This is a genomic window from Modestobacter marinus, from assembly GCF_011758655.1.
Classification (GTDB): Bacteria; Actinomycetota; Actinomycetes; order Mycobacteriales; family Geodermatophilaceae; genus Modestobacter; species Modestobacter marinus.
In genome coordinates this window covers 1,489,880-1,509,523 of sequence record NZ_JAAMPA010000001.1, presented here as the reverse complement: position 1 = coordinate 1,509,523, position 19,644 = coordinate 1,489,880, and the positions used below count along the sequence as shown (strand labels likewise).

Below are 19,644 nucleotides of genomic sequence, written 5' to 3'. Positions count from 1 at the left end.
CCAGGCCACTGACCCGAACCCCGACGGAGGAAACCGATGCAACGACGCCGGCTCACCGTTCCCGCACTCCTCGCCGCATCCGCACTCACCCTGGCCGGCTGCGGCGGCACGGAGGAGGAGCCCGCCACCGGCGGCGGTGGTGACGATGCCGCGGCGGCCGACTACCCGACCGACGACATCACCCTCTACGTGCCCTACGCCGCGGGCGGCCCGACCGACCTGGCCGCCCGGACGATCGGCGACTGCCTGTCCACGGAGTTCGGGCAGACCGTCGTGGTGGAGAACCGTCCCGGCGCCTCCGGCTCGCTCGGCATGCAGGCGATGCTGGCCGGCGGCAGCGACGGCTACAGCCTGTCCCTCATCGCCGTCCCGGCGACCGCGACCAACCCGCTGCAGCAGGACGTCGGCTACACCAACGAGGACTACGTCCCGATCGCGGCCGTCACCGAGATCCCCTCCGTCCTGGCGGTCGGGTCGGACTCCGAGTACGCCGACGCCGAGGCGTTCTTCGCCGCCGCCGAGGAGAACCCCGGCACGCTGAACGTCGGCGTCCCCGGGGCGACGACGTCCCAGGCGATGGAGCTGCAGCGGCTGGCCGAGGAGTACGACGTCCAGGTGACCGCGGTGCCGTTCACCGGCAACGCCGAGATGACCACCGCCCTGCTCGGCGGCAACGTGGACGCCGTCTTCATCAACGCCTCGGAGGACGTGCTGGCCAACATCGAGGCCGGCGAGTTCGTGCCACTCGCGGTGAGCTCGCCCGAGCAGGTCGACTACCTGGAGGGCATACCCACGCTCGCCGAGTCCGGCTACCCGGAGCTGACCAACAGCGTGTCGGTGTTCGGCCTCGCGGCCCCGGCCGACACCCCCGAGGACGTCGTCACCACCCTGGAGGAGACGGTGAACGGCTGCCTGGAGCAGCCCGAGGTGGTGGAGCAGCTCGGCGAGGAGTACGTGCCCGACGAGTTCATCGGCACCGACGCCTTCGCCGACCGGATCGACGAGATCGTCGAGACGTACGGCCCGATCCTGCAGGAGTGAGCCCGGGTGGCCGGCGCCGTCCACGCCCGGACGGCGCCGGTCACCGGTCGCCCGGTGCCGGGCTGGGCAGCACCTCCTCGGCGAAGGCCAGGAACCCGGCCAGCACCGGGGAGGGGTCCTCCCGCCGCCAGGCCAGCGCGATCGGCACCCGCACGTCGACGTCCCCGGCGATCGGCCGGAAGACGACGCCCTCCAGCTGCAGCCGCTCGGCCGAGGCGGGCATCAGCGTCACCCCGACCGCCGCGCCGACCAGGGCGACCACGGTGTGGGTGTCCGGGGCCTCCTGGACCACCCGGGGGGTGAACCCGGCCGAGAAGCAGGCGTGCACCGCCGCGTCCCGCAGCGCGGACCCGTGCCGCGAGGGGTAGGTGACGAAGCCGTCGCCGGACAGGTCGGCCAGGTCGACCGCGTCCTCCCCGGCGAGCGGGTGGTCCTCCGGCAGCACGGCCATCAGCGGCTCGTTGAGGATCACCCGGCTGACCAGCGGGCCGTCGGGGACGGGCGCGCGGAGGAACCCGACGTCGATCCGGCCGTCCAGCAGCGAGCTGACCTGGGCGCCGCTGAACACCGCCGGGTGCAGGTCCAGCCGCACCTGGGGGTGGCGCAGCCGGTAGGCGCGGGCCATCCGCGGGAGCAGCCGCCAGGTGATGGCACCGGTCACCCCGACCCGGATCTCCCCACGGGCCCCCCGCTCCGCCGCCAGCACCGACTCCCGCGCCCGGTCGACCTCGGCCAGCACCCGCCGGACGTGCTCCAGGAAGACGACGCCGGCCGCGGTCAGCCGCACCTGCCGGGTCGTGCGCTCCAGCAGCAGCGTGCCGAGGTCCTGCTCGAGGTGCTTGATCTGCTGGCTCAGGGCCGGCTGGGCCGTGTGCAGTCGCAGCGCCGCGCGGCCGAAGTGCAGCTCGTCGGCCACGGCGGCGAACGCGCGCAGGTGACGCAGCTCCATCAGGATCCCCACTCATGCACGGTCGCTCTGGATCGACTGGTCATTCCGTATTGGACCACTCTCAAAGCCCGCTTTAGTGTCCTGCCTCACACGCGGCGTCAACGAGGACGAGGTGAGCACGTGCACGGCTCGACATCGGCGTCCGGCGCCCCGGCCGAGGGGACGGCGGACCGGGGGCACCGGTGGGGGCAGCTGCACCGGGTCGCCCCGCTGCTGCTCCTGGTCCTGGGCGTGGTCGCGGTCATCGGCTCCCGCCGGCTGGGGCTGGGCGAGCTCACGGCCCCGGGGCCGGGGCTGTGGCCCTTCATCGTCTCGCTGCTGCTGACCGGGACCGCGGTCGCACTGCTCGTCCTCGACCCGGCGGAGGACTACGAGCCGTGGACCCGCGGCACGCTCCGGATCATCGCCGGGCTGGTCAGCCTCGGGGTCTTCATCCTGCTGTTCCAGGCCTTCGGCTTCGTCGTCTCGGCGTTCCTGATGCTGGTGCTCTGGCTGCGGGTCTTCGGCGGTGAGTCCTGGCGCTGGACGCTCGGGCTGGCCGCCGGCGGCACGGCCGTGATGTACCTGCTGTTCGTGGAGCTGCTCGGGGTGCCCTTCCCCGACGGCCTCGTCGACGCCGTGATCGGGGGCTGACGTGGAGAGCTGGGACGGCATCCTCCAGGGCTTCTCCGTCGCCCTGACCCCGACCAACCTGCTGTACGTCTTCCTCGGCGTGCTGATCGGCACCGTCATCGGCGTGCTGCCGGGCCTCGGGCCGACGGCGACGATCGCCCTGCTGCTGCCGATCACCTACACGGTCGAGCCGGTGACCGCGGTGATCCTGCTGGCCGGCATCTACTACGGCTCGATGTACGGCGGCACGATCACCTCGGTGCTGCTGCGGCTGCCCGGCGAGGCGGCCTCGGTGGTGACCACCTTCGACGGCTACCAGATGGCCCGGCAGGGCCGGGCCGGGCCGGCGCTGGGCATCGCCGCCGTCGGGTCCTACATCGGCGGCACGGTCTCGGTGATCGGGATGATCCTGCTGGCGCCGCCGCTGGCCCAGCTGGCGGTCTCCTTCGGACCGCCGGAGTACGTCGCGCTGACCGTGCTGGGCATCCTGCTGGTCACCTACCTGGGCACCGGCTCGGTGCTGAAGAGCATGTGCATGGCCGCCCTCGGGCTGCTGCTGGCCACGATCGGCCTGGACCCGATCACCGGCACCGCGCGCTTCACCTTCGGCGAGGTGGCGCTCTTCAACGGCCTGGACTTCGTCGCGGTGGCGATGGGCCTGTTCGGCGTCGGGGAGATCCTGCACAGCCTGGAGCGCACCGACAAGGTCCAGGCGGTCACCTCGAAGATCAAGGGCATCTGGCCGACCAAGAAGGACTTCCGCGACTCCTCCGGCGCGATCGGCCGCGGCTCGCTGCTCGGCTTCGCGATCGGCGTGCTGCCCGGCGGCGGCGGGGTGGTCTCCTCGCTGGCCTCCTACGCCATGGAGAAGCGCCGGGCCAAGGACCCCAGCCGCTTCGGCAAGGGCGCCATCGAGGGGGTCGCCGGCCCGGAGACGGCGAACAACGCCTCCTCCACCTCGGCGTTCATCCCGCTGCTCACCCTCGGCATCCCGCCCAACGTGGTGCTGGCGCTGATCTTCGGCGCCCTGCTGGTGAACGACATCACCCCGGGGCCGCAGCTGATCGAGCAGGAACCGGAGATCTTCTGGGGCGTCATCGCCTCGATGGTCATCGGCAACCTGATGCTGCTGGCGCTGAACATCCCGCTGGTCGGGTTCTTCGTCCAGATGCTCCGGGTGCGGGCCGGCATCCTCGCCGCCTTCGCCCTGCTCGTCACCATGGCCGGCGTCTTCTCGGTCAACAACAACGTGTTCGACATGTGGGTCGTGCTGGGCTTCGGCGTCATCGGCTGGCTGATGAAGAAGACCGGCTTCGAGCCCGGCCCGCTGGTGCTCGCCTTCGTGCTCGGGTCGATCCTCGAACGGGCCTTCCGGCAGTCGATGCTGCTCTCCGGCGGCAGCTTCGACATCTTCGTCACCCGCCCCATCTCCGGCGGCATGTTCGCCTTCATGGCACTGATCATCATCGTCAGCGCGATCACCAGCCGGCGGCGCAAGGCGGTCTTCGGCCGGGTCGACCCCGCCGACGTCGACGAGACCGACGAGACCGCCCCGGACGCCGACCGGCAGGTGGCCGCCGAGGGCAGCCCCGGCGCCGAGTCCACCACCGGGTCGGCTCCCGCCCCCGACGGCCCCTCCGGGTCCACCTCCACCACCACCCCAGGAGAACGATGACCGCCCGCCGCACCGTCGCCGTCCTGCTCGTCACCGCCACGGCACTGACCGGGTGCGGCGGCGGGGAGGAGACCTCCACCGAGGCCGCCGAGGACTACCCGACCGAGGACATCGAGCTGCTGGTGCCCTACACCGCCGGCGGCCCGACCGACATCGCCGCCCGGGCCCTCGCCGCGCACATGGAGAGCGAGCTGGACCAGCCCGTCGTCGTGACCAACGCGCCCGGCGCGTCCGGCGCCACCGCCTACCAGCAGCTGATCGCCGCCGACGCCGACGGCTACACGCTGTCGATGACGGCGCTGCCCACGGCGGTGCTCAACTACCTGTCCAACGAGGTCGGCTACACCCGGGAGGACTTCACGCCGATCGGCGTGGTCACCCAGGTGCCCTCGGGCATCCTCGTCCCGGCCGACTCCCCGTACCAGACGCTCGAGGACCTCTTCGACGCCGCACGGGAGGACCCCCAGGCGGTCACCGTCGGCACCCCCGGGGCGACGAACACCCACGCCGCGGAGACCCAGCGGATCACCGAGCTCTACGACGTCCCGCTCACCGTGGTGCCGTTCAACGGCAACGCCGAGGTGCAGACCGCGCTGCTGGGGGAGAACGTCAGCGCCGGCTTCGCCAACCTGTCCCAGGACATCCTGCCGGCGATCGAGTCCGGCGACCTGCGGGTGCTGGCCGTCGGCAGCCCGGAGCCGCTGCCCTACGTCGACGCCCCCACCTTCGTCGAGCTCGGCTACCCGGAGCTGGTGCAGAGCACCACGACCTTCGGCGTCATCGCCCCGGCCGGCACGCCGGAGGAGGTGGTGCAGACGCTGGAGGACACGCTGCGCAGCGCGGCGGAGGAGCCCGGCGTCGTCGAGACGCTGGACGAGCGCTACGTGCCCGAGGAGTTCATCGGCGCCGACGGCCTGGGCGACCTGTTCGTCGAGACCGAGGAGACGTTCGGCGATGTCCTCGGCAACTGAGGCAGCCCTCGTCGGAGCCGGGGCCGGCCGGCTGGGGCCGCGGTGATCGACAAGCGGGTGGCGTCCCTCGCCGACGCGGTCGCCGGGATCACCGACGGCGCCACCGTGCTGATCGGCGGCTTCGGCGACTCCGGCGTCCCGGTGGAGCTGGTGCACGCGCTGCTCGACCAGGGGGCCCGCGACCTGACCGTGGTGACCAACAACGCCGGGGCGGGGGAGAGCGACGTCGCGGCGCTGATCCGGGAGCGGCGGGTGCGGACCGTCGTCTGCTCCTACCCCCGGTCGATGGGCTCGATCTGGTTCGAGGAGCTGTGGCGGGCCGGGGAGATCGGCCTGGAGCTGGTGCCGCAGGGGACGCTGAGCGAGCGGATGCGCGCCGCCGGCGCCGGGCTGGGCGGGTTCTTCACCCCGACCGGCGCGGACACCCTGCTGGCCGAGGGCAAGGAGGTGCGCACCATCGGCGGCCGGCCGCACGTGTTCGAGCACCCGCTGCCCGGCGACGTCGCGCTGGTCAAGGCCCACCGGGCCGACCGCTGGGGCAACCTCGTCTACCGCAAGGCGGCCCGGAACTACGGCCCCACGATGGCCACCGCGGCCGCGCTCACGGTGGTGCAGGTAGAGGAGTTCGTCGAGCTCGGCGAGCTGGACCCCGAGACGGTGGTGACGCCCGGGATCTTCGTCGACCGGGTGGTCGAGGTGGCGGCGTCGTGATCAGCCCGCTGAGCGACGTGGCCGTGGCCCGGCGGGTGGCCCGGGACATCCCGGACGGCGCCTACGTCAACCTCGGCATCGGCATGCCGATCCTGGTCGGCGACGTGGTGGGGCCGGACAAGGAGGTCGTCTACCACAGCGAGAACGGGATCCTGGGGATGGGACCGGCCCCGGCGCCCGGCGAGGAGGACCGGGAGCTGATCAACGCCGGCAAGCAGCCGGTGACCCTGCTGCCCGGGGGCTCGTACTTCCACCACACCGACGCCTTCGTGATGATGCGCGGCGGGCACATCGACATCTCCGTGCTCGGCGCCTTCCAGGTCTCCGAGACCGGCGACCTGGCCAACTGGATCACCGACCTGGCCACCATGCCGCCCGCCGTCGGCGGGGCGATGGACCTGGCCGTGGGCGCCAAGCGGGTGCTGGTGATGACCACGCACACCACCCGGGACGGCCGCCCCAAGCTGCTGCCCCGGTGCAGCTACCCGCTCACCGCCGCCGGCGTGGTCGACCGGGTCTACACCGACCTCGCCGTCCTCGACGTCGGCCCCGCGGGGCTGGTCGTGCGGGAGATGGCCCCGGGGCTCACCCGCACGGAGCTGCAGTCGGTCACCGCCGCCCGGCTCACCTTCGCCGACGACGTCGGCGAGCTCGACCCGCACTGACCCGTCCCGCCCCACCACCGGAGGCAACGATGCCCCTGTCCCGCACCGCCCGCGCCCTGGCTGCCTGCACCGCTCTCGGCCTGCTCACCGCATGCGGCGGGGAGGAGGCGGCCGACCCGGCCGACTCCGCCGACGCGGCCGCGGAGTACCCGACCGAGGAGATCCGGCTGCTGGTGCCCTACGGCGCCGGCGGGCCCACGGACCTGGCCGCCCGCGCCTACGGCGCATCCCTGGAGGAGCAGCTGGGACAGACCGTGGTGGTGGAGAACCTGCCCGGTGGCTCGGGGGCGCTCGCGACCCAGGAGCTGATCGGCGCCGACCCCGACGGCCACACGCTCTCCCTGGCCACCGCCGGCACGCTGGTGGTCACGCCGCTGGCCAACGAGGTCGGCTACACCAAGGACGACGTGACGCCGATCGGGGTCATGACCGAGGTGCCATCGGTGCTCGCGGTGGGCGCGGACTCCCCGTACGCCACCGCCGAGGAGTTCTTCGCCGCTGCGCAAGGGCAGCCCGGCACGCTGAACGTGGGCACCCCGGGCGCCTCCACCCCGCAGGCGATCGAGCTGCAGCGGCTGGCCGACGAGTACGACGTCGAGGTCACCGCGGTGCCGTTCAACGGCAACGCGGAGATGACCACCGCCCTGCTCGGCGGCAACGTCGACGCGGTGCTGATCAACGCCTCCTCCGACGTCACCGCCAACATCGACGCCGGCCAGTTCCGCCCGCTGGCGGTCTCCTCCGCCGAGCCGCTGCCCTGGCTGCCGGACACCCCCACCCTGGCCGACTCCGGGTTCCCGGAGCTGACGCTGTCCGGGTCGACGTTCGGCCTGATCGGGCCCGGCGAGCTGCCCGAGGAGATCGTCACCGAGCTGGAGGACGCGCTGCGGACGGCGTCGGAGGACCCGGCGGTCGTCGAGCAGATCGGCGAGGACTACCTGCCCGGGGAGTTCCAGGGCGCGGAGGAGTTCCAGCAGCTGCTCGACCGCACCCAGGAGGTGTACGAGCCGATCCTCGGCGGCTGAGCCGCGCGCAGGACCCCGGTCGCGTGGCGGCCTCGTCGCCGCCGGTGATGATCGACAAGCCCGCCGCTTTCGATTGGCAGCGCTGCGACCTTCGTTACCTTTTCGTGCTTTGTCCCTCCCTTGCCGTTCCGCTTAGGTCCGAGACGTGGGTCACAGGATGACCCACCTCATCTGACACAGCGGTCGGCGGAGGGCAGGGCCCGATGGACGAGATCACCCGCTCCGAGGCCATCCTGTCCCGGCTCGAGTCCGACGGCCGGGTCCTCGTCCGGACCCTCGCCAGCCAGCTCGGGGTCTCCACCGTCACGATCCGCAAGGACCTCGAGTCGCTCGAGCAGCGCTCGGCGCTGCGGCGGGTCCGCGGCGGTGCCGTCGCCACCCGGCCGGCCGACGAGGGCACCTTCGACACCCGGCTCCGGCACCACCGGGCGGAGAAGGAGGCGATCGCCTACGCCGTCGCCCCGCTGGTCCGCGACGGCGACGTCATCGCCCTGGACTCCTCGACCACCTGCCACTACCTGGCCAACCAGCTGCTGGACCGGCGCGGCCTGGTCGTGGTGACCAACAGCCTGCCGATCGCCACCCTGCTGTGCGAGCGCACCGACGCCAACGTGCTCCTGCCCGGCGGGGTGGTGCGGCGGTCCGCGCGCTCCCTGGTCGGGCTGGTGGGCGACGTGCTCGTCGGCCGCGGCCCGATCGACCGCGGGTTCCTCGGTGCGCACAGCATCACCGCGCACCACGGGCTGCTGGACCTGGCCGGGGAGGAGGCGCAGGCGAAGAAGTACCTGGCCAACGCCTGCCGTGAGGTCTACGGCCTCATCGACTCGTCGAAGTTCGGCAGCTTCTCCATCCACCCCTGCGTCCCCATCGAGCGGCTCACCGCCGTCTACACCGACTCCGGGGTGGACCCGGCGGCCGTCGCGTCGATCACCGCCGCCGGCACCCGGGTGCACGTCGTCGGACTGGACGACGCCTCGTGAGCCGACCGATCCCGGCGACCGGGCGGCCACCGGCCGGCCCGTCCCGTCCCGGCACTGCCCGGAACCCGTCCCCGAACCCGGGGACGGTCCACCGCGGGTACGCCCGCCGCACCAAGGAGTGAGCATGAGAGCACACCGGTACACGACCCTCGCGGCCGGAATCGCCGCGGCATCGCTGGTGCTCGCCGGCTGCGGGGAGGGCAGTGGTGGCTCCGCCACCAGCGACAGCGGCGGCGGGGACAGCGGTGGCGGCAGCGACCAGCCGACGATCGCCTTCGTGCCGAAGCTGCAGGGCATCCCCTACTTCGAGGCCATGAACACCGGCGGGCAGGAGGCCTGCGAGGAGCTCGGCTGCGAGTGGCTCTACCAGGGCCCGGTCGAGGCCGACGCCGCGGCCCAGGCCGACATCGTCCGCTCCTACATCCAGCAGGGCGTCGACGTGCTGTTCGTGGCCCCCAACGACCCCGACTCGATGGCCCCGCTGCTCCAGCAGGCCGCCGACGCGGGGATCGCCGTGGCCACCACCGACACCGACGCCCCCGACTCCGTCCGCGAGGTCTTCGTCAACCAGGCCTCCACCGAGGGGATCGGCCAGACCCTGACCGACCAGCTCATGGAGGCCATGGGCGGCTCGGGTCGCTACGCGATCGTCTCCTGCGGGGAGACGGCGGAGAACCTCAACTCCTGGATCGAGGTGCAGCGGGAGTACACCGCCTCCCAGTACCCCGACGCGGAGATCACCGACGTCGTCTACGCCGGTGAGGACCAGACCGTGGCCACCCAGATGGCGACCGACCTGATGAACTCCGACCCGTCGCTGACCGGTCTGGTCGGGGAGTGCACCTCGTCGGCGCCCGGTGTCGCCCAGGCGGTCCGGGACGCCGGGAAGATCGGCCAGGTCCAGACCGTCGGGCTGGGGACGCCGAACTCGATGGCGCCCTACCTGGAGGACGGCTCGGCCGCGGCCAGCGTGCTCTGGGACGTCGAGGCCCTCGGTGGGCTGACCGCCTGGGCAGGCACCCAGCTCGCCGCCGGCGAGGAGATCGCGGCGTCGCCGGAGGTCCCCGGCATCGAGGGCGTCACCTACGACGAGGAGAGCGGCGTGCTGCTGCTCGGTGACCCGCTCGTGCTGACCGCCGACAACGTCGGCGAGTACGACTACTGATCCCTCCGGGCTCAGTGCGGGGGACGGGCCGGCCCGGTCCGCCCGTCCCCCGCACCCCGGTCACCCCGACCACGGAGGTCCCCAGGTCATGACCGAACAGAGTGCGACCCCGCCGCGGCTGGCGGTCCAGGGCATCGCCAAGCGGTTCGGCGCCGTCCACGCCATCGAGCACGCCGACATGGTCGTCCGGCCGGGCACCGTGCACGCCCTGGTCGGGGAGAACGGCGCCGGGAAGTCGACGCTGATCAAGATCCTCGCGGGCGCCGAGCGCCCCGACGCCGGGACCATCGAGTTCGACGGGGAGCAGGTGTCGATCACCTCGACCACCGACGCGATGGCCCTGGGCATCGCCACCGTCTACCAGGAACCCCAGCTCTTCGACGAGCTCACCGTCGCCGAGAACGTCTTCCTGGGCCGGGAGATCACCCGGGGCGGGCGGGTGGACTGGGCGGCGCAGAACGCCCGGGTCACCGAGCTGCTGGAGCTGATCGGCCTGCCCGCCGAGCACGCGACCACCGCCGTCGGCACGCACTCCATCGCCCAGAAGCAGCAGGTCTACATCGCCAAGGCGCTGGCCGGCGAGGCGCGGGTGCTGATCCTGGACGAGCCCTCGGCGATCCTGACCGACCGCGAGGTCGAGGTGCTGTTCGGGGTGATCCGCCGGCTCACCGAGGCCGGCGTCGCGATCATCTACATCTCCCACCGGCTCGACGAGCTGTTCCGGATCGCCGACGAGGTCACGGTGATGCGGGACGGCCGCACCATCGGGACCCACCCGATCGGCGACCTCTCGGTCCGGCAGATCGTGGAGATGATGGTGGGCGGGGCCATCGAGGACGAGCGGCCCGAGCGCGACGTCCCCACCGGCGACCCCCGCCTGGAGCTGCGCGGCCTGGGGCTCACCGGCCGCTTCCACGACGTCGACGTCCAGGTCCGGGCGGGGGAGATCGTCGCCCTCTACGGGCTGGTCGGCTCCGGCGTCGCCGAGATCGGCGCGACGGTCTACGGCATGGACCGGGCCACCGAGGGCGCGATCCTGGTCGAGGGCACCGAGGTGCACCCGCGTTCGCCGCGGGGGGCGAAGCAGCTGGGCATCGCGCTGCTGCCGGCCAACCGCAAGGAGCAGGGGCTGTTCTCCTTCCAGCCCATCTCCTTCAACATCTCCGCCGGCCACCTGGGCCTGCTGTCCCGCTTCGGGGTCTGGCTGGACCGCCGCCGGGAGACCACCGTCGCCCGGTCGATGATCGACCGGCTCGCGGTGAAGACGCCCAGTGAGCGGACGCCGGTCGCGGCGCTCTCCGGCGGCAACGCCCAGAAGGTCGTGCTGGCCCGTCAGCTGGTCGACAAGCCCCAGGTCCTGGTGCTCGCCGAGCCGACCCAGGGGGTCGACGTCGGGGCCAAGGAGGAGATCCACCGGCTGATCACCCAGCTCGCCGACGACGGCGTGGCCGTCCTGATCGTCACCTCCGACCTGCTGGAGGCCATCCGGATCGCCGACCGCATCCAGGTGGTCCGCGCCGGCACCACCACGGTGGAGTTCGGTCCCAACGCCGACCAGGTCGACGTGCTGACCGCCGCCGCCGGCGACGAACCCGGGCCCGCGACCGCGTCCCGGCCCGACCAGACGGGAGTCCCCGCATGAGCAACTCGACGCTCACCCCGCCCGGCGGAGCCGGGAGCACCGCGGCCTCCGGCGGGGGCGGAGCCGGCCGGGCGCGCGGCCGGGTGCTGCCGCCGCCGGTCACCAGCCAGGAGACGGTGCTCATCGTCGTCATCGCGCTGCTGTGGCTGGTGCTGAGCCTGACGACGCCGGCGTTCTTCACCGCCGGCTCGATCGTCCCGCTGCTGGTGGCGACCACCCCGATCGCGCTGATCGGCGTCGGCATGACGATCGTGATCATCACCGGCGGGATCGACGTCTCCGTCGGCAGCATCGTCATGGTCGCCTCGGTGATCACCGCCCAGACCATGGTGGACAGCGGCCTGCCGCTGGTGCTGGCGGTCCCGCTGTCCATCGCGGTCGGCGGGGTCCTCGGCCTGGTCAACGGCGTGCTGATCGCCTACGGCCGGGTGCACGCGATCATCATCACCTTCGGCACGCTGAACCTGTTCCGGTTCATCGGGCTGCAGATCTTCGGCTCCTCGACCGTCGAGGGCATCCCCCGCACCCTGGCCTTCTTCGGCCGCGGGGACGCCGGGCGCACCCTCGGCGTCCCGCACGCCTTCCTGATCACCATCGTGATCGCCGCGCTGGCCTGGTGGTACCTGCGGCACACCGCGGGTGGCCGGCACTTCTACGCCGTCGGCGGCGACGCGAACGCCGCCCGGCTGGCCGGTGTGGCGGTCCGCGCCCGGGTGCTGTCGGCCTACGTGGTCACCGGCCTGCTCGCCGGGCTGGCGGCCTGCTTCGTGCTCGCCCAGGGCACCTCGAGCCTGGCCGCGAACGTCGGGTCCGGCCTGGAGCTGGCGGTGATCGCCGCGGTCGTGATCGGCGGGACGTCGATCACCGGGGGCCGCGGCTCCGTGCTGGGCACGGTGCTCGGCGCGCTGCTCGTCCAGACCGTGGCCACCGGGGTCACCCAGCTCGGCTGGCCCACGCAGCTGTCCTCCCTGTTCGTCGGTGTGTTCATCATCGTCGCCGTCGGGGCCGACCTCCTCCGGGAGCGCACCAGGAGCGCCTCATGACCACCTCGACCACCCCTCCCCCGGCTCCGGCACCGGAGAAGCAGCAGCCCGGCGCCGCCACCGACCGGCCGGAGGGCCTGCCCGCCCGGCTGCTGCGGATCCTGCTGACCCAGCGCATCGCGCTGCTGGTCGTCCTGCTCGTGGCCGTGCTGATCACGATGACGACGCTGAGCGGCAACAACTACCTCAGCGCGCCCTACGACAGCTCCTACCTGGCCGCGACGCTGATCAACGCCGTGCCGCTGGTGCTGCTCGGGCTGGCCGAGCTGCTGGTGATCACCTCCGGCCGGGGCGGCATCGACCTGTCGGTCGGCGCGATCGTCTCGCTGACCGGGATGGTCTTCGGCTTCGCCTACGGCGAGTGGGGCTGGTCGCTGTTCCCGTCCCTGGTGCTGGCCGTGGCGTTCGGCGCGCTGTGCGGCGCGCTCAACGGCGTCCTCGTCGCCTACCTGCGCTTCCCGGCGCTGATCACCACCCTGGCGACCTACTACGCGTTCAGCTCGCTGGCCCTGGTGATCAACGACCAGCAGCCGATCAACGCCCGCCCCATCCAGGAGCTGTACTCCACCGCGCGGGCGGTGGAGGTCCCGTTCCTGCCCGACGCCGTGCCGGCGGTCCCGCTCGGGGTGTTCACCTACCTGGTCCCGGCGGTGGTCGTGATCTGGCTGGTGATGGCCCGCACCACCTACGGCCGCCGGCTCTACGCGATCGGCACCAACGACGTCGCGGCCGAGTGGACCGGGATCGACGTCCGCCGCACCCGCTTCCTGGCCTACGTCGGGGCCGGCGCGCTGTCCGGGCTGGTCGCCGTCTACACCGTGGCCCAGTTCGCCTCCGCCCGGCCGGACGCCGGCGTGGCCGGCAACGGGATGGCCCTGCCGGCGATCACCATCGCCGTCCTCGGCGGGGTGGCGATCACCGGCGGCATCGGCCGGGTCGCCGGGGTGGTGCTGGCCACGCTGCTGATCGTGTGGCTCAACGCCGGGATCCTGCTCGCCGTCCCGGGCAACGCCGGCACCCAGTTCCAGCTCTTCGCGCTGGGCTTCGTGCTCGTCTTCGCCGCCCTGCTCAACGGGTTCGCCAACCGGCGCTACGGCGGGACGTCCTAGCTCCGCAGCCCCCACCGCCTGACAGTGCCCCGGGACCGGGGCACGGAGAGAGGACCCCATGACCGTCACCCACGGTGTGCACGCCCTGGTCTGGACCGGCAGCTGGACGCCGGAGGAGGCGCGCCGCGCCATCGCCGCCACCGCCGAGGCCGGCTACGACCTGATCGAGATCGCCCCGATCGACCCCAGCGGGTTCGACGCGGACATGACCGCCGGGCTGCTGCAGGAGCACGGGCTGCGGGTGAGCGCCTCGCTGGGCCTGAGCGCGGACACCGACGTGTCCAGCGAGGACCCGGCGGTGGTGGCCCGCGGCCGGGAGCGGCTGGCCGCCGCGCTGGGCGTCCTGCGCGACAGCGGCGGCACCACCCTGTGCGGGGTGCTGTACTCCAAGCTCGGCAAGTACGACGCCCCGGCGACCGAACGGGGCCGCGCCAACTCCCAGGAGACGATCGCCTGGCTGGCGGACAAGGCGGCCGAGTCGGGCATCACCGTCGCCCTGGAGTTCTGCAACCGGTACGAGACCAACATCATCAACACCACCCAGGAGACGCTGGACTTCATCGCCGTGGTCGACCGGCCCAACGTGATGGCGCACCTGGACACGTACCACATGAACATCGAGGAGCACTCGTTCACCGAGGCGGTGCGGGCGGCCTCGGCGGCCGGGCGGCTCGGCTACGTCCACATCGGGGAGTCCCACCGCGGCGCGCTGGGCACCGGCTCCATCCCGTGGCCGGAGTTCTTCGGCGCCCTCGACGAGGTCGGCTACGAGGGGATCGCCACCTTCGAGTCGTTCTCCTCCGAGGTCGTGCACCGGACGCTCTCCAACGACCTGGCGATCTGGCGCAACCTGTGGACCGACAACCACGCCCTGGCCCGGGACGCGCTGGCGTTCACCAAGGCCGGGCTGGCCGAGGCGGCGGCCCGGCGGGGCGGGGCACAGGGCTGACGCGGGCCTGAGCCCCGCCCTCGGGGCGGGGCTCAGCGCCCCGGGACGTACCGGACCAGCTCCGCCGTCTTCGCCACCAGCGCCCGCAGGTCCTCCAGCCCACCGGTGACCGTGCCGGCGGCCCGGGCCTGGACCAGCACGTTGCCCAGCGCGGTCGCCTCCACCGGGCCGGCCAGCACCGGCCGCCCGCAGGCGTCGGCGGTGAGCTGGCACAGCAGGGCGTTCTGCGCTCCACCGCCGACGACGTGGACCACGTCGACGTCCCGGCCGGACAGCCGCACCGCGTCCTCGACCGCCCGCGCGAACGCGCCGGCCAGGCTGTCCAGCACGCACCGGACCACGGCCGGCCGCTCGGTCGGCACCGGCTGCCCGGCGGCCTCGCAGGCCCGCTGCACCCGGCTGACCATCGGTCCCGGGTGCAGGAACACCGGGTCGTCCACGTCGATGACCGGCCCACCGGCCGGCAGGTCGCCGGCCGCGGCGAGCAGCGGCGGGAGGCCCGTGCTGTCCAGGCCCCAGTCGGCCAGGCAGCCCTGCAGGACCCACAGCCCCATCACGTTGTGCAGGTAACGGATCCGCCCGTCGACGCCCCGCTCGTTGGTGAACCCCGAGGCCAGGCTCGCCTCGGTGAGCACGGGCTCCTCCAGCTCCACCCCGACCAGCGACCAGGTGCCGCACACGACGTAGGCGAACCGCTCGTCGGCGGCCGGCACCCCGACGACCGCGGACGCCGTGTCGTGGCTGCCCACGGCCACCAGCCGGGCGCCGTCCAGGCCGGTGCTCTCCTCGACCTCGGGCCGCAGCCCGGCCAGGACGACGCCCGGGTCGTGCTCCGGGGCCAGCAGGGCCGGGTCGATCCCGGCCAGCTCGACCAGGTCCGGCGCCCAGCGGCCGGTGTGCACGTCGGCCAGCCCGGTGGTGGAGACGTTGGTCGACTCCGCCCCCCGGTGCCCGGACAGCCACCAGCCGACCAGGTCCGGCAGCAGCAGCAGGCTCCGCGCCGAGGCCAGCAACGACTCCTCCTGCTCGGCCAGGAGCTGGTAGACCGTGGTGAACGGCAGGTGCTGCAGGCCGTTGCGGCGGTAGAGCTCCGCGGCCGGCACCCGCTGGTGCAGCCGCTCGGCGACGCCGTCGGTCCGGGCGTCACGGTAGGACCGGGGCGCGGCGAGCAGCGTGCCGTCGCCGTCCAGGAGCCCGTAGTCCACCGCCCACGTCGCGACCCCCACGCTCGCCACCGGCTCCCCCGCGGCCCGGGCCAGCTCGGCGACCCGCTGCAGCCCGGTCAGGGACTCCCGCCACAGGCCCACCATGTCCCAGTACAGGGCGGCACCACGTTCCCGCGGCACCAGGACCGCCCCGTTCCGGAAGCGGGCGGCCTCGGTGAGCTCCAGATGGTCGGTGCCGACGGCGCCGAGCATGACCCGGCCGCTGGAGGCGCCGAAGTCGACGGCGGCGTGCAGGCTCATCGCAGGAACGCGGCGGCCACGCCGGAGTCGACCGGGACGTGCAGGCCCGTCGTCCGGGTGAGGTCCCCGCCGGTCAGCGCGAACACGGCGTCGGCGACGTGGTCGGGCAGCACCTCGCGCTTGAGCAGGGTGCGCTGGGCGTAGAACTGGCCCAGCTCCTCCTCCGGCACGCCGTAGACCGCGGCCCGCTTGGCACCCCAGCCGCCGGCGAAGATCCCCGACCCGCGGACGACGCCGTCGGGGTTGATCCCGTTGACCCGGATCTGGTGCTCACCGAGCTCGGCGGCCAGCAGCCGCACCTGGTGGGCCTGGTCGGCCTTGGTCGAGGAGTAGGCGATGTTGCTCGGGCCGGCGAAGACGGAGTTCTTGCTGGAGATGTAGACGACGTCGCCGCCCATCCCCTGCTCGATCATGATCCGGGCCGCCTCGCGGGAGACCAGGAACGAGCCCTTGGCCATCACGTCGTGCTGCAGGTCCCAGTCCTGCTCGGTGGTCTCCAGCAGCGGCTTGGAGATCGACAGCCCGGCGTTGTTGACCACCAGGTCGACCCCGCCGAAGGCGAGCACGGCCGCCCGGAACGCCGCGGCCACCGCCTCCGCGTCGCTCACGTCGGCGGCCACGCCCACCGCGACGTCGGCCGAGCCGATCTCCGCGGCGGCCTCGGTGGCCTTGGCCAGGTCGAGGTCGGCGACGACGACGCAGGCGCCCTCGGCGGCCAGCCGCTGGGCGATGGCCTTGCCGATCCCGCTGGCCGCGCCGGTGACCAGCGCGACCCGGGTGGCCAGCGGCTTGGGCTTCGGCATCCGGGCGAGCTTGGCCTCCTCCAGCGCCCAGTACTCGATCCGGAACTTCTCGCTCTCGTCGATCGGGGCGTAGGTCGACACCGCCTCGGCGCCGCGCATCACGTTGATCGCGTTGACGTAGAACTCACCGGCGACCCGGGCGGTCTGCTTGTTGGCGCCGAAGCTGAACATCCCGACGCCGGGCACCAGCACGATCGCCGGGTCCGCGCCGCGCATCGGCGGGGAGTCCGGGCTCGCGTGCCGGTCGTAGTAGGCCGCGTAGTCGGCGCGGTAGGCCTCGTGCAGCTCCTCGAGCCGGGCGACGACGTCCTCGACCGGGGCGGACGCCGGCAGGTCGACCACCAGCGGACGCACCTTGGTGCGCAGGAAGTGGTCGGGGCAGGAGGTGCCCAGCGCGGCCAGCCGCGGGTGCTCGCTCGACGCCAGGAAGTCCAGCACCACGTCGGTGTCGGTGTAGTGCCCGACCTGCGGCTTGTCGGTGCTGGCCAGCCCACGGACGACGGGCAGCAGCGCCGCCGCCCGTGCCCGGCGCTCGGCCTCCGGCAGCGCCTCGTACCCGGGCAGCGGGGCGCCGAAGGGCTGCGGACGGCCGCGGTCGGTGAGGAACTGCTCCGCCGTCCGGATGATCTCCAGGCTGTTGGCCTCGCACTGCTCGCTGGTGTCGGCCCAGGCGGTGATCCCGTGCCCGCCCAGGACGGCGCCGATGGCCTGCGGGTTCTTCTCGGCGATGGCGGCGATGTCCAGGCCGAGCTGGAAGCCGGGACGGCGCCACGGCACCCAGACCACCCGGTCGCCGAAGCACTCCCGGGTCAGCGCCTCGCCGTCGGCCGCGGTGGCCAGGGCGATGCCGGAGTCGGGGTGCAGGTGGTCGACGTGCGCGGCGCGGACCAGCCCGTGCATCGCGGTGTCGATCGAGGGCGCGGCCCCGCCGCGGCCGAACGCGCAGTGGTCGAAGGCGGCGACCATCTCGTCCTCCCGGTCGACGCCGGGGTAGACGTCGACCAGCGAGCGCAGCCGGTCCAGCCGCAGCACCGCCAGGCCGGGCTCGGTGAGCGTGCCGAGGTCGCCGCCGGAGCCCTTCACCCAGAGCAGCTCGACCGGCTGCCCGGTGACCGGGTCGGTGTCGGTGCCGGCGGCGGAGGTGTTGCCGCCGGCGTAGTTGGTGTTCCGCGGGTCCGCGCCGAGGCGGTTGCTGCGGGCGAGCAGGTCACTGACCACGGGGTTCGTCATCTCGTCGTCCTCCAGTTGTTCAGGCGCCCCAGGAGGCCTGCTGGCCCCCGACGCGCTCGGTGGCGATCTGCTCCTGGTGCCCGGAGGCGGCGTAGGCCCGGTAGGGGTCGCCGGCCAGGCCCTTCGACTCGCGCAGCTCGGCGAGCAGCGGGCGGACGTCGGTGTTGTAGGCGTCCATCAGCACACCGTTGGCGCCGAGCACGTCACCGGACTGCTGGGCGGCCCGCAGCGCCTCGCGGTCGACCAGCAGCGCCTTCGCGGTGGCCTCCTGGACGTTCATCACCGACCGGATCTGGCCGGGGATCTTCTCCTCGATGTTGTGGCACTGGTCGAGCATGAAGTTGACGCCGGAGTCCGGCCGGAGCGCGTCGGCCCGGACGATCTCGTTCATGATCCGGAACAGCTGGAACGGGTCGGCCGCGCCGACGATCAGGTCGTCGTCCCCGTAGAAGCGGGAGTTGAAGTCGAAGGCACCGAGCCGGCCGACCCGCAGCAGCTGGGCGACGATGAACTCGATGTTGGTGTTCGGCGCGTGGTGGCCGGTGTCCAGCACGACCTTCGCCTGCTCGCCCAGGGCCAGGCAGTGCAGCAGCGAGGTGCCCCAGTCGGGGATGTCCATCGTGTAGAAGTACGGCTCGTAGAACTTGTACTCCAGGATCAGCCGGTGCCCGGGGTCGAGCTCGGCGTAGATCTGCTGCAGTGACTCCGCGAGCCGCTCCTGGCGGTCGCGGATGTCGTCCTGACCGGGGTAGTTGGTGCCGTCGGGCAGCCAGATCTTCAGGTCGGTGGAGCCGGTGGCCCGCATGACGTCGATGCACTGCACGTGGTGGGCCACGGCCTTGGCCCGCACGGCCGGGTCGGCGTGGGTCAGCGAGCCGAGCTTGTACTCGTCGGCCTGGAACAGGTTCGAGTTGATCGCACCGATCGACACGCCCTCCTCGGCGGCGTGCTGGGCGAGCTTGCCGAAGTCGTCGACCAGGTCCCACGGGATGTGCAGCGAGACCCGCGGGGCGGCCCCGGTGTAGCGGTGGACGACGGCGGCGTCGCTGATCTTCTCGAACGGGTCGCGGGGGACGCCGGGGGTGCTGAAGACCTTGAACCGGGTGCCGGCGTTTCCGAACGCCCAGGAGGGCAGCTCGATCGTCTGCTGGGCCAGCGCCTCGAGGGCGCGGGCGCGGAGTTCTCGGGCGCGGGGGTCGGTCACGGGGTCTCTCCGTTCGTGGTGGTGTGCTCCCCGGCGGCCCGCAGCTGGGCGTCGAGGTCGAAGACGAGGTCGAGGGAGGACTTGCCGCGGCCGTCCCCGGTCTCGAAGAAGGGCGCCATCTCCGCCTCCCAGCGGGCGCTCACCCCGGCGGCGTCCACGGCGGCCTGCGCGGCGTCGAGGTCCTCGGTCACGACCGTGCCGACGAGCAGGCCGTCGTCACGGAGGAAGAGCTGGTAGTCGCGCCAGCCGGCGTCCCGGAGGGCGCGGAGCATCTCCGGCCAGACGGCGGCGTGCCGCTCGCGGTACTCCGCGAGCCGGTCGGGTCGGACCTGGAGGGTGAAGCAGACGCGGGGCACGGACCCTCCTCGGCTGAAACGATTCACAGGTGCTGTGGGCCACAGTAG

18 protein-coding genes are annotated in these 19,644 nt (G+C 72.8%); 13 read left to right on the top strand and 5 right to left on the bottom strand.

Annotated features, from left to right (window positions below):
* Positions 1 to 36 precede the first annotated feature (36 nt).
* A complete protein-coding gene (locus FB380_RS07075; protein WP_166754455.1) occupies positions 37 to 1,041 on the top strand; it encodes a tripartite tricarboxylate transporter substrate binding protein in 1,005 nt (334 codons plus the stop codon).
* 40 nt (positions 1,042 to 1,081) lie between these two features.
* On the opposite strand, the gene FB380_RS07070 is transcribed toward FB380_RS07075, so the two are convergent.
* On the bottom strand, positions 1,082 to 2,002 hold the full coding sequence (locus tag FB380_RS07070) for a LysR substrate-binding domain-containing protein (RefSeq protein ID WP_208382781.1): 921 nt from the start codon (positions 2,000 to 2,002) through the stop codon (positions 1,082 to 1,084).
* 108 nt (positions 2,003 to 2,110) lie between these two features.
* Between FB380_RS07070 and FB380_RS07065 the strand changes: the two genes are divergently transcribed.
* The 12 genes from FB380_RS07065 to FB380_RS07010 all read left to right on the top strand — a co-directional run bounded on the left by FB380_RS07065 (position 2,111) and on the right by FB380_RS07010 (position 14,537).
* Positions 2,111 to 2,623 carry a tripartite tricarboxylate transporter TctB family protein gene (locus FB380_RS07065; RefSeq protein ID WP_166754454.1) on the top strand — a complete coding sequence of 171 codons (513 nt, stop codon included), beginning with the start codon at positions 2,111 to 2,113 and terminating at the stop codon, positions 2,621 to 2,623.
* Position 2,624: 1 nt separating this feature from the next.
* Entirely contained in the window at positions 2,625 to 4,277 is a 1,653-nt protein-coding gene (locus tag FB380_RS07060; RefSeq protein WP_166754453.1) for a tripartite tricarboxylate transporter permease, read from the top strand.
* Positions 4,274 to 5,248 (top strand): Bug family tripartite tricarboxylate transporter substrate binding protein, encoded by a 975-nt coding sequence (locus tag FB380_RS07055; protein WP_166754452.1) that lies wholly within the window; start codon positions 4,274 to 4,276, stop codon positions 5,246 to 5,248. Before FB380_RS07060 ends, FB380_RS07055 begins: the two co-directional genes overlap by 4 nt.
* 42 nt (positions 5,249 to 5,290) lie before the next feature.
* A complete protein-coding gene (locus FB380_RS07050) occupies positions 5,291 to 5,959 on the top strand; it encodes a 3-oxoacid CoA-transferase subunit A (protein ID WP_166754451.1) in 669 nt (222 codons plus the stop codon).
* Positions 5,956 to 6,624, top strand: a complete 669-nt coding sequence (locus FB380_RS07045) for a 3-oxoacid CoA-transferase subunit B (protein ID WP_229681780.1) — start codon at positions 5,956 to 5,958, stop codon at positions 6,622 to 6,624. The genes FB380_RS07050 and FB380_RS07045 overlap by 4 nt, the downstream gene beginning before the upstream one ends.
* A gap of 29 nt (positions 6,625 to 6,653) precedes the next feature.
* Complete coding sequence (locus FB380_RS07040) at positions 6,654 to 7,649, top strand: tripartite tricarboxylate transporter substrate binding protein (protein WP_166754450.1); 996 nt, start codon at positions 6,654 to 6,656, stop codon at positions 7,647 to 7,649.
* Between the two features lie 203 nt (positions 7,650 to 7,852).
* The gene (locus tag FB380_RS07035) at positions 7,853 to 8,629 is read left to right on the top strand and encodes a DeoR/GlpR family DNA-binding transcription regulator (RefSeq protein WP_166754449.1); all 777 of its coding nucleotides are present in this window, start codon (positions 7,853 to 7,855) and stop codon (positions 8,627 to 8,629) included.
* A 124-nt stretch (positions 8,630 to 8,753) separates the two neighbouring features.
* Positions 8,754 to 9,794, top strand: a complete 1,041-nt coding sequence (locus tag FB380_RS07030) for an autoinducer 2 ABC transporter substrate-binding protein (protein WP_166754448.1) — start codon at positions 8,754 to 8,756, stop codon at positions 9,792 to 9,794.
* Positions 9,795 to 9,882: 88 nt separating this feature from the next.
* Entirely contained in the window at positions 9,883 to 11,436 is a 1,554-nt protein-coding gene (locus FB380_RS07025) for a sugar ABC transporter ATP-binding protein (protein WP_166754447.1), read from the top strand.
* A complete protein-coding gene (locus tag FB380_RS07020) occupies positions 11,433 to 12,479 on the top strand; it encodes an ABC transporter permease (protein ID WP_166754446.1) in 1,047 nt (348 codons plus the stop codon). The genes FB380_RS07025 and FB380_RS07020 overlap by 4 nt, the downstream gene beginning before the upstream one ends.
* Positions 12,476 to 13,588: an ABC transporter permease gene (locus FB380_RS07015; RefSeq protein ID WP_166754445.1), complete on the top strand. Its 1,113-nt coding sequence runs from the start codon at positions 12,476 to 12,478 to the stop codon at positions 13,586 to 13,588. Before FB380_RS07020 ends, FB380_RS07015 begins: the two co-directional genes overlap by 4 nt.
* Before the next feature lie 58 nt (positions 13,589 to 13,646).
* Positions 13,647 to 14,537, top strand: coding sequence for a sugar phosphate isomerase/epimerase family protein (locus tag FB380_RS07010; protein WP_166754444.1), 891 nt, complete (start codon positions 13,647 to 13,649; stop codon positions 14,535 to 14,537).
* 32 nt (positions 14,538 to 14,569) lie between these two features.
* Here FB380_RS07010 and FB380_RS07005 read toward each other — a convergent pair whose 3' ends face one another.
* The 4 genes from FB380_RS07005 to FB380_RS06990 are packed head-to-tail and all read right to left on the bottom strand — an operon-like array spanning position 14,570 to position 19,596.
* Positions 14,570 to 16,003 carry a rhamnulokinase gene (locus FB380_RS07005; protein WP_166754443.1) on the bottom strand — a complete coding sequence of 478 codons (1,434 nt, stop codon included), beginning with the start codon at positions 16,001 to 16,003 and terminating at the stop codon, positions 14,570 to 14,572.
* A complete protein-coding gene (locus FB380_RS07000; protein ID WP_166754442.1) occupies positions 16,000 to 18,036 on the bottom strand; it encodes a bifunctional aldolase/short-chain dehydrogenase in 2,037 nt (678 codons plus the stop codon). Before FB380_RS07000 ends, FB380_RS07005 begins: the two co-directional genes overlap by 4 nt.
* Positions 18,037 to 18,055: 19 nt before the next feature.
* On the bottom strand, positions 18,056 to 19,240 hold the full coding sequence (rhaI, locus tag FB380_RS06995) for an L-rhamnose isomerase (RefSeq protein WP_229681779.1): 1,185 nt from the start codon (positions 19,238 to 19,240) through the stop codon (positions 18,056 to 18,058).
* Positions 19,237 to 19,596 carry an L-rhamnose mutarotase gene (locus tag FB380_RS06990; protein ID WP_166754441.1) on the bottom strand — a complete coding sequence of 120 codons (360 nt, stop codon included), beginning with the start codon at positions 19,594 to 19,596 and terminating at the stop codon, positions 19,237 to 19,239. The genes rhaI and FB380_RS06990 overlap by 4 nt, the downstream gene beginning before the upstream one ends.
* Positions 19,597 to 19,644: the final 48 nt, after the last annotated feature.